Source organism: Varibaculum timonense (assembly GCF_027694345.1).
Taxonomy (GTDB): domain Bacteria; phylum Actinomycetota; class Actinomycetes; order Actinomycetales; family Actinomycetaceae; genus Varibaculum; species Varibaculum timonense_A.
Map to the genome: position 1 here is coordinate 215,629 of NZ_JAQEVU010000005.1, position 10,355 is coordinate 225,983.

The 10,355-nt window shown below is 51.3% G+C and carries 4 protein-coding genes and 2 rRNA genes; 5 read left to right on the forward strand and 1 reads right to left on the reverse strand.

Annotated elements, in window-relative coordinates; translation table 11 throughout:
• The first annotated feature begins 138 nt into the window (after nt 1-138).
• A complete protein-coding gene (locus tag PG728_RS05970; protein ID WP_270626357.1) occupies nt 139-1,275 on the forward strand; it encodes a phosphotransferase enzyme family protein in 1,137 nt (378 codons plus the stop codon).
• A 165-nt stretch (nt 1,276-1,440) separates the two neighbouring features.
• Here PG728_RS05970 and PG728_RS05975 read toward each other — a convergent pair whose 3' ends face one another.
• Nucleotides 1,441-2,193, reverse strand: coding sequence for an NUDIX hydrolase (locus tag PG728_RS05975; RefSeq protein WP_270626359.1), 753 nt, complete (start codon nt 2,191-2,193; stop codon nt 1,441-1,443).
• A gap of 83 nt (nt 2,194-2,276) precedes the next feature.
• Between PG728_RS05975 and PG728_RS05980 the strand changes: the two genes are divergently transcribed.
• From PG728_RS05980 to PG728_RS05995, 4 genes are all read left to right on the forward strand, one after another.
• A complete protein-coding gene (locus PG728_RS05980; RefSeq protein ID WP_270626361.1) occupies nt 2,277-3,344 on the forward strand; it encodes a PTS transporter subunit IIC in 1,068 nt (355 codons plus the stop codon).
• 203 nt (nt 3,345-3,547) lie between these two features.
• Nucleotides 3,548-4,813: a tyrosine--tRNA ligase gene (gene tyrS, locus PG728_RS05985; protein WP_270626363.1), complete on the forward strand. Its 1,266-nt coding sequence runs from the start codon at nt 3,548-3,550 to the stop codon at nt 4,811-4,813.
• A 533-nt stretch (nt 4,814-5,346) separates the two neighbouring features.
• Nucleotides 5,347-6,885, forward strand: a 16S ribosomal RNA gene (locus PG728_RS05990).
• A gap of 288 nt (nt 6,886-7,173) precedes the next feature.
• Nucleotides 7,174-10,256 (forward strand): 23S ribosomal RNA (locus PG728_RS05995).
• Together the 16S and 23S rRNA genes form the textbook arrangement of a ribosomal RNA operon.
• Nucleotides 10,257-10,355 lie beyond the last annotated feature (99 nt).

Consider the following 10,355-nt stretch of genomic DNA (forward strand, 5'->3'; position numbering starts at 1 on the left):
AATCCGCAAAGAGCGGGCACGCAATGTAGGCTTAGATAATGGTTGCGTGCTCGCTCTTTGAGAACTGGTGAAAAGGCGGGCTAATATTTTTGCTGGGTTTGTCAAGGCTGATTGGCCAATGGTAGTTAAAGGAACTAGATGATGCAGGATTTACGAGTTGCGCAGGTGCGGCGGGCAGTTGATAATTTTCGGGTTAAAGGTGATTTCCTAACCGCTAACCCTTACGGCTCGGGACACATCAACGAGACTTTGTTGGCGAAATGTCGCCTAGAGGACGGCAGCGAACTGCCACTGACTTTGCAGCGTATTAATACCGATATTTTTACTAATCCCGTGCAGTTAATGGAAAACATTGCGGCAGTTACCGAGTTTTTACGGGAACGTATCCAACAGGAGGGCGGTGACCCAGATCGGGAGACATTGCGAATAATCCGCACTTTTGACGGCTATCCTTGTTACCGCGATCCGGACGGGAACTGGTGGCGGATGTACAGCTATATAGACACTGCTTTCACCTTAGATTTGATTGAGAATCCGCAGGATTTTTATCAGTCTGGTATAGCTTTCGGCAGTTTTCAGCGTCGCCTGGCTGATTTTCCAGCAGATTCTTTACACGAAGTAATTCCGCGCTTCCATGACACTGTTGATCGCTTCTCTCAGTTCGAGGACGCGATAGCTCTTGATCCACTAGGGCGAGTCAGCCAGGTTAGGGAAGATATTGATTTTTATCGCCGATACGAGCATTTGGCGCACGCATTTGCCGATTTGCAAGCAGCTGGAAAGCTGCCCTTGCGGGTAACCCATAACGATACCAAGCTCAACAATGTACTGATAGATGCGGACACCGGTAAAGCTATCGCGGTCATTGACTTGGATACCGTGATGCCGGGACTGGCAATGAATGATTTTGGGGATTCCATTCGTTTCGGAGCTTCTACTGGTGCGGAGGACGAAACTGACCTCTCTAAAGTGTCGTGTTCTATGGAGCTGTTTGCGGCGTTTACTAAAGGCTTCTTGGAGGGGCTGCAAGGAAGCCTAACTGATTTAGAGATTGAACTGTTGCCTTTGGGGGCGCAGGTGATGACCTATGAATGCGGGATGCGGTTTTTGACTGACTATCTGCTGGGGGATAACTATTTTAAGATTCACCGTCCGCAACACAATTTAGATAGGGCTCGTACCCAGGAGAAATTAGTTGCGGATATGGATGATAAGTTCTCCCAAATGCAACAGATTGTTGAAAAATATGCCTCTAGTGCGGGGAGTCGTCTCTGAAAATCTTCTCTGAAAATCTTGGCTAAATCTAAGGATTTCTAACAGACTCTGCCCTCCTCTTACCGTCTAGGTAGCTTTTGTTGGGGGGGGGGGAGTCCTTCCTCCCCGCGAATCCCTAGGATGTGGGGTCATAAATGGTCAAGCCCCTCTTTGGGGCTAGGGGAATTAGGAAGGACGCAGAATCGCGAAGGGATCGGTTACCTGTAGGGTCTGTTTCGTGAAACGATAACGCCGGGCGGGTCGCCCTCCTTTGCTGCCGGGGCGTTCTTGCTGACCGGTGGGGATAAGCTGTCCGCGCCGACTAAGTACCCGCTGTAGATTCGTAGGTGAAACTTCCCGCCCCAGGGCTGCCCGATAAATGTTTGTTAGCTCGGCGATAGTGAAATCCGGGGGAGCTAAAGCAAACGCTATATTGGTATAGGAGAGTTTCGCGCGTAGCCTGTCTGCGCCCTCGCCAATAATATCGGCATGGTCGTAGGCCATTTCTGGAAGCTGATTGAGGCTTATCCAGCGGGCGTGAGCGGGAAGTGCGGTATTGATTCCGGCGGGAACCAGCCCTAAATAGGCGGTGGCTACGGTGCGTTGGCTGGGGTCGCGATGGGCGTCGGAACGGGTGCCAATCTGTTCCATATAGGACAGGGCGCCAATGTCCATTTTCTGTGAAAGATGTCGAAAAGCGCTGGCTCCCAGGGTTTCTTCTGGTTCTAGCGGACCGGAGGGGAGGGCGTACATTCCCTGAAAGGGGGGATGGGAGCGGCGGGCAACTAATACCTGTAGACAAGGTGGTCTGGGGTTTTTTAGGGCGCTGATAGTGTTTTCGCATTGATCGTCTGGGTGAGTGCGAACCTGTAAGACCACAGCTAGTGCCTCGTGGCGATAAACGGCGACTCCATTTGAATCTCGAGGTTGTGTTCTCACAAAGTCTTATGGTAGCTTAAATCCAGTTTTCGACTAAGAGACGAAAACTAAAATATGGGAAATAGCTAAAAGGAAATCCGCAGATGAAACAACGCATAAAAGGCTGGTTGTCGCTATTTTTTATTGATGCTATGACCGGGATGGCGCACGGTCTGTTTGCGTCCCTGATTATCGGAACCATCATGGTGCAAATTGGAGGTTTTATCCCGGGAATAATCGGTAAAACCCTGGTGTTAATCGGGTCAGTAGCCTCCGTACTCACCGGTGCGGGAATCGGCATCGGCGTTGCTCATCGGCTAAAAGCCTCAACTTTCGTAGTAGTAGGTACCGGATTAGCCGGAATGATAGGGGCGCACGCCGCCAAAATAATAAACGGCGGAATCGTTGAGGGAATCACTATGCATCTGCAAGGTCCTGGAGAGCCCTTAGGAGCATTTATAGCTTCCTTTGTGGCAGTCGAGTTTGGTCTTTTGGTCTCGGGTAAAACTCCGGTAGATATTCTGGTAACTCCCTTTGTGACCGTCACCTCGGGGGCGATTATTGGTCTGCTGATTGGCCCGGGTATTTCACGGTTAATGACCTCTCTGGGAGCCATCATTAACTGGGGGACTGAGCGAGAACCATTCCTTATGGGAATCATCGTGGCAGTGCTAATGGGCATGATTTTGACCCTGCCAATTTCTTCAGCAGCGTTAGGAATAGTGCTTGGCTTGTCGGGGTTAGCTGCCGGGGCAGCCACTGTAGGGTGCAGCGCCCAAATGGTAGGTTTTGCGGTCGCGTCCTATCGAGAAAATAAGGTTTCCGGTCTAATCTCCCAGGGTATCGGCACTTCCATGTTGCAAGTCCCCAATATTATGCGCCATCCCCTGATTTGGATTCCCCCCACTCTGGCTTCTGCAATACTCGGACCTATCGCCACCATGGTGTTCAAAATGGAGTCAAATGCGGCTGGCTCAGGAATGGGGACTTCCGGTTTAGTGGGGCAGATCATGACCTGGAATGTTATGGGAGCTACTACTTCGGCGCCGACGCTATTGGGCATGATTTTGCTACTGCATTTCATAGCCCCGGCTGCTTTGTCTTTACTTTTCGCAGAACTAATGCGTAAAAAAGGCTGGATTAAAGGCGGCGATATGCTACTTGAAAAGTAGTTTCCCCTGCTAACCCTGATAAAAACTCCGAATTCGTCCTCGGGAAAATCCCAAAATGGGATAGCTAGCTAAAGCGCTGTGCGTCCAGATTGAAGCCCTGGGAAAACCAGTTTTCGCCACTTCGCTAAACTAAGTCCTAAGAGCAGACAATAGCTAGTGGCAATTAGGGCGGAGTCCCCTTTGCCTAGAGGGAAAGGATAATCGTGGGCGATATTATTGATGAACTTCAGTGGCGAGGTCTACTCGCTCAGCATACTGACCTGCAAAAACTGCGCTCTAGCCTAGCTGATGGAGTGGTTACTTTCTATTGCGGTTTCGACCCTACTGCTCCCTCTTTGCATCATGGGCATCTGGTGCAGTTAATCATGATGCGACACCTACAAAATGCGGGACACCGTCCTCTAGCCCTGGTTGGGGGAGCAACCGGATTGATTGGGGATCCGCGAATGACGGCTGAGCGGCAGCTGCAACCCAAAGAGGTAGTTGCTACCTGGGTTGAGCGTTTACGTGCGCAAATTAGCCATTTCCTTGATTTTGAGGGCGATAACCCGGCAGTCATGGTTAATAACATGGATTGGATTCAAAACCTCAGCGCGATTGGACTTTTGCGTGACCTGGGCAAGAACTTCCGAATGGGAACTATGCTTGCTAAAGACGCCGTAGCCCGCAGGCTTAATTCTTCCGAAGGTATTTCCTATACCGAGTTCAGTTACCAGATTCTCCAGGCCTACGATTTCTTGGAACTATACCGTCGCTATGGCTGCACTCTAGAAACCGGTGGGAATGATCAATGGGGCAACCTGGTTGGCGGTATGGATCTAATCCACAAGGTCGAGGGCAAAGATGTCCATGTGATGACGACTCCGCTCATCACTAAGGCCGATGGCTCCAAGTTCGGCAAATCTGAGGGCGGGGCAATTTGGCTTGACCCCGAAATGCTCTCTCCCTACGAGTTCTACCAGTTCTGGCTGGGAGCCGAGGACGCAGATGTTGTCCGCTTCTTGAAAGTGTTTACTTTCTTGTCTCGAGACGAGATTGAGGCGCTGGCGCAAGAGGTAACCGACCGCCCCCATAAGCGGGAAGCTCAAAAGGCTCTGGCCGGTGAGGTTACCCGTCTGGTACACGGGCAAAAAGCTCTTGACCAGGTGATTGCGGCGACCGAAGCCCTATGGGGTGGAGGTGACCTGCAGAAAGTAGATGGCGCAACTCTGAAGGGAGCAACTGCCCATTTACCGGCTGCTACCGTAGAAATCGGCAAGACTAATCTAGTAGATTTGCTGATAGAAGCAGGTTTCGAGAAGGGGCGCGGCGCGGCGATTCGTACAATTAAGAACGGCGGAGCCTACCTAAACAATCAAAAGGTTACGGACCCGGATAGGGTGATTGTTCACGAGGACGTGCTTCCGGGTTCGCTGGTGCTGTTTAGGAAAGGGAAGAGGAACCTAGCGGCCGCTCACCTGCATGAATAGGTGTAAAACTTGGGTGTGTGGCAGCTCACCGCTTCTCAGTTTGAAGTTTTAGTTCTCCGCTGTGTAAGTTATTACCTGTTGCCCCGGCAAAGAACTTCGGTTCTGGCTCAGTGGGCGGGATTGTTTGACTTAGTATTTACAGATTGAAAGAGTCTTTATGGCTTGTTTCACTTTCTAAAAACTTGAAAGTTGAAAATAAAATCTGTTAGACTGAGACTCGCGCGTTTTTCGCGCAGAACCCTTTACTGATTGTTTTTGGTTGGTTTGTGGTTTGGTTGTTTGTGTTCTCGATAGTTGTGTTTTTTTGTTTTGTTTGTGTGGGATTGACTGGGTTGCCTGCTGTTTTTGGTGGGTGGTTTGGTTTTTTCTGTTTTTTGTTTTTTTGATGCTGATGATTTTGGAACGTTTTGTTTTTTGATTGTTGGTGTTTGTTTTTGCTGGATTGTTTTCTGGCTTGAACCATTTTGGTTTGGCTCTTTTTGGGTTGGATCGTTTTTGCCTGCTGTTTTTTTGGTGGGTTTTGTTTTTGGTTTTTGTTGGAGAGTTTGATCCTGGCTCAGGATGAACGCTGGCGGCGTGCTTAACACATGCAAGTCGAACGGGATCCGAGGGTGCTTGCACCTTTGGTGAGAGTGGCGAACGGGTGAGTAACACGTGAGTAACCTGTCCTTTTCTTTGGGATAAGCTCCTGAAAGGGTGTTTAATACCTTATGTTCCGTCTTCTCCGCATGGGGTTGGTGGGAAAGATTTGTTTCGGTAAAGGGTGGGCTCGCGGTCTATCAGCTTGTTGGTGGGGTGATGGCTTACCAAGGCTTTGACGGGTAGCCGGCCTGAGAGGGTGGTCGGTCACATTGGGACTGAGATACGGCCCAGACTCCTGCGGGAGGCAGCAGTGGGGGATATTGCACAATGGGCGCAAGCCTGATGCAGCGACGCCGCGTGGGGGATGAAGGCCTTCGGGTTGTAAACTTCTTTTGCTCTGAACAAGGCGCACTATTGGGTGTGTTGAGTGTAGGGGTTGATTAGCGCCGGCTAACTACGTGCCAGCAGCCGCGGTAATACGTAGGGCGCGAGCGTTATCCGGAATTATTGGGCGTAAAGGGCTTGTAGGTGGCTGGTTGCGTCTGTCGTGAAAGCTCATGGCTTAACTGTGGGTTTGCGGTGGGTACGGGCTGGCTTGAGTGCAGTAGGGGAGACTGGAATTCCTGGTGTAGCGGTGGAATGCGCAGATATCAGGAGGAATACCGGTGGCGAAGGCGGGTCTCTGGGCTGTTACTGACGCTGAGGAGCGAAAGCGTGGGGAGCGAACAGGATTAGATACCCTGGTAGTCCATGCTGTAAACGTTGGGAACTGGGTGTGGGGGGCTTTTTTGTCTTCTGCGTCGTAGCTAACGCGTTAAGTTCCCCGCCTGGGGAGTACGGTCGCAAGGCTAAAACTCAAAGGAATTGACGGGGGCCCGCACAAGCGGCGGAGCATGCGGATTAATTCGATGCAACGCGAAGAACCTTACCAAGGCTTGACATGCACTGGACCGATCCAGAGATGGGTTTTCCTTTTTGGCTGGTGTGCAGGTGGTGCATGGTTGTCGTCAGCTCGTGTCGTGAGATGTTGGGTTAAGTCCCGCAACGAGCGCAACCCTTGTCCTATGTTGCCAGCAAGTTGTGTTGGGGACTCGTGGGAGACTGCCGGGGTTAACTCGGAGGAAGGTGGGGATGACGTCAAATCATCATGCCCCTTATGTCTTGGGCTTCACGCATGCTACATTGGCGTCTACAAAGGGTTGCGATACCGTAAGGTGGGGCGAATCTCTTAAAGGGCGTCTTGGTTCGGATCGGGGTCTGCAACTCGGCCCCGTGAAGGTGGAGTCGCTAGTAATCGCAGATCAGCAACGCTGCGGTGAATACGTTCTCGGGCCTTGTACACACCGCCCGTCACGTCACGAAAGTTGGTAACACTCGAAGCTTGTGGCCTAACTCTTTTTGAGGGGGAGCGGGTTAAGGTGGGGCTAGCGATTGGGACGAAGTCGTAACAAGGTAGCCGTACCGGAAGGTGCGGCTGGATCACCTCCTTTCTAGGGAGATTATTGTTTATTATTGCGCAAATGGAACGGGAAAACACTTTCCCCCAGGGCTTTGGGGTTTTGGGGGGCTATCGGGTATAGGAACAATCAGGCTTTTTGTTGGGTTTGTTTGTTTGACTCATTGGCTTTCAAAGGGTTTATATTCTTTGGGTTTTTTGGGTTGGTTGTTTGTTTTTTGGAGAGTGGATGTGAGTGTCTTTGTGATGCTTTGTTTTTTGTAGAGAATCTTGTTCGCGGTCACCCATTTTTTGGGTGATGGTGTTTTTTTTGTTTATTGGTTTGTTTTTTGTTTTGAGCGTTTGGTGGATGCCTTGGCATCGTGTGCCGATGAAGGACGTTGTGGCTGGCGATAGCCTCGGGGAGTTAGCGAGCGTGCGTTGATCCGGGGGTTTCCGAATGGGGTAACCTAACCATAGTTGTGTGTGGTTGGCGCGCATTGAAGTTTTGATAGGTGCGTGTTGGTAGGGTGGGAAGTGAAACATCTTAGTACCGCCTTTTGTGAGATAGTCCGTGTGTAGTGGTGAGCGATAGCGGGTGTTGGCTAAACCGTTTGCGTGTGATACTCGGCAGGGGTTGCGCGGGCGGTGTTGTGGGACGAAGTCGTTGAGAATCTGCCGGTTCTTGGAGCGTTTTTGCATGTGAGAGGTGAACGGGTTGGGATGCCTGGCCGTAGACCGTGATAGTCGGGTAGCTGGTTTTGCATGCATGGCGTTGGGTTTTGTTCCCGAGTAGCGCGAGGCTCGTGGAATCTCGTGTGAATCTGCCCAGACCATTGGGTAAGCCTGGACGGGCATGGTGACCGATAGTGGATTAGTACCGTGAGGGAATGGTGAAAAGTACCCCGGGAGGGGAGTGAAATAGTTCCTGAAACCAAGCGTTTTTAAGCCGTCAGAGCCATGGAGCCTTCGGGCTGGTGTGGTGGTGGCGTGCCTATTGAAGAATGAGCCTGCGAGTTATGTTGCGTGGCGAGGTTAACCCGTTGTGGGGTAGTCGTAGGGAAACCGAGTCCTGGGGGCGAGATAGTTGCGTGGCATAGACCCGAAGCGGGGTGATCTACCCATGGCCAGGTTGAAGCGGCGGTAGAACGTCGTGGAGGACCGCACCCACCAGGGTTGAAAACCTGGGGGATGAGCTGTGGGTAGGGGTGAAAGGCCAATCAAACTCCGTGATAGCTGGTTCTCCCCGAAATATATTTAGGTATAGCGTCTCGTTTTAGCTTGCGTGTGGTAGAGCTACTGGTTGGTTGATGGGCCTTGTTGGTTACTGAGATCTGCTAAACTCCGAATGCGCGTTAAGTTGGCGGGGCAGTCAGACAGCGGGGGATAAGCTTCGTTGTCGAGAGGGAAACAGCCCTGATCATCGGTTAAGGTCCCTAAGTGTGTGCTGAGTGGGAAAGGATGTGTAGTTGCGTTGACAGCCAGGAGGTTGGCTTAGAAGCAGCCACCCTTGAAAGAGTGCGTAATAGCTTACTGGTCGAGTGATTGTGCGCCGATAATGTAGCGGGGCTTAAGCATGCCACCGAAACTGTGGCTGTAACACTTTTTGTGTTACGGGGTAGGGGAGCGTCCTGCATGGTTATAGCGGTCTGGTAACGGGTCGTGTTTTGTGTGGGAGTGAGAATGCAGGCATGAGTAGCGAGTCCAGCGTGAGAATCGCTGGCGCCGATAAACTAAGGGTTCCAGGGGAAGGTTTATCCGCCCTGGGTTAGTCGGGTCCTAAGGCGAGGCCGTCAGGCGTAGTCGATGGTTGAGCAGTTGATATTCTGCTACCGGGACAGAACCGTTTTTTGGTCTTTATTTCTTGAGCTTGACACTTCTTTTTACTGTTTTTCCCTTTCGGGGGTTTAATGGTTTGTGGGGTTTCGGGTTTTTGGTTTAAAGGTTTTAGCTTCGTGGTGACACAGTGAGATTGCCTGGCGCGGTGGTGGTTTACCGTGTTCAAGCCTGTAGCCTGTCTTCTAGGCAAATCCGGGAGGCGTTAAGGGTGAGGGGTGATGGTGGAATCCATTTTTTTGGGTTGATAACAGGGTGGGTCTGTACTGTCAAGAAAAGCTGCGTTGTGAGGGTTTGTTCCGCCCGTACCCTAAACCGACTCTGGTAGTTGGGTAGAGAATACTAAGGCGAGCGAGTGAATCGTGGTTAAGGAATTCGGCAAATTGCCTCCGTAACTTCGGGAGAAGGAGGCCCCGCCCCTTGAAGAGCGTTTTCTGTTCTAGGGGGTGTGGGGTGCAATAGCAAGATGGAAGCGACTGTTTATCAAAAACACAGGTGCGTGCGAAGCTGTAAGGCGATGTATACGCACTGACGCCTGCCCGGTGCCGGAAGGTTAAGAGGAACTGTTAGCGTTTTTGCGAAGCGGTGAATTTAAGCCCCGGTAAACGGCGGTGGTAACTATAACCATCCTAAGGTAGCGAAATTCCTTGTCGGGTAAGTTCCGACCTGCACGAATGGCGTAACGACTTCTGTGCTGTCTTAACCGCGAGCTCGGCGAAATTGCATTACGAGTAAAGATGCTCGTTACGCGCAGCAGGACGGAAAGACCCCGGGACCTTTACTATAGCTTGGTATTGGCGGCTGGTTGTGTTTGTGTAGGATAGGTGGGAGACGTTGAAGCAGGAACGCTAGTTTTTGTGGAGTCGACAAGTGAAATACCACTCTGATGTTGCTGGTTGTCTGAACCTGGGCCCATTATCTGGGTTAGGGACAGTGCCTGGTGGGTAGTTTAACTGGGGCGGTTGCCTCCTAAATGGTAACGGAGGCGCTCAAAGGTTTCCTCATCCTGGTTGGTAATCAGGAGGCGAGTGTAAGTGCACAAGGAAGCTTGACTGTGACACTGACGGGTGGAGCAGGTACGAAAGTAGGAACTAGTGATCCGGCAATGGCTTATGGAAGCGTTGTCGCTCAACGGATAAAAGGTACCCCGGGGATAACAGGCTGATCTTGCCCAAGAGTCCATATCGACGGCATGGTTTGGCACCTCGATGTCGGCTCGTCGCATCCTGGGGCTGGAGTTGGTCCCAAGGGTTGGGCTGTTCGCCCATTAAAGCGGTACGCGAGCTGGGTTCAGAACGTCGTGAGACAGTTCGGTCCCTATCCGCTGCGCGCGTTGAGACTTGAAAAAGGCCTGTCCCTAGTACGAGAGGACCGGGATGGACGAACCTCTGGTATGCCAGTTGTACCGCCAGGTGCACGGCTGGTTAGCTACGTTCGGAAAGGATAACCGCTGAAAGCATCTAAGCGGGAAGCCTGCTTTAAGATAAGGTCTCCACAAGGTTCCCAGCAGACTACTGGGCAGATAGGCCAGAAGTGTACACGTTGTAAAACGCAAAGCTGACTGGTACTAAACAACCGGGAAAAACAAAACCAATACACAAAACTAACAAGACACATCCCAAAAACCATAGCTTACAAAGACGCTCACACTCACTCTCAAAAAAAATAGTTCCACAAGAACACCCCCCC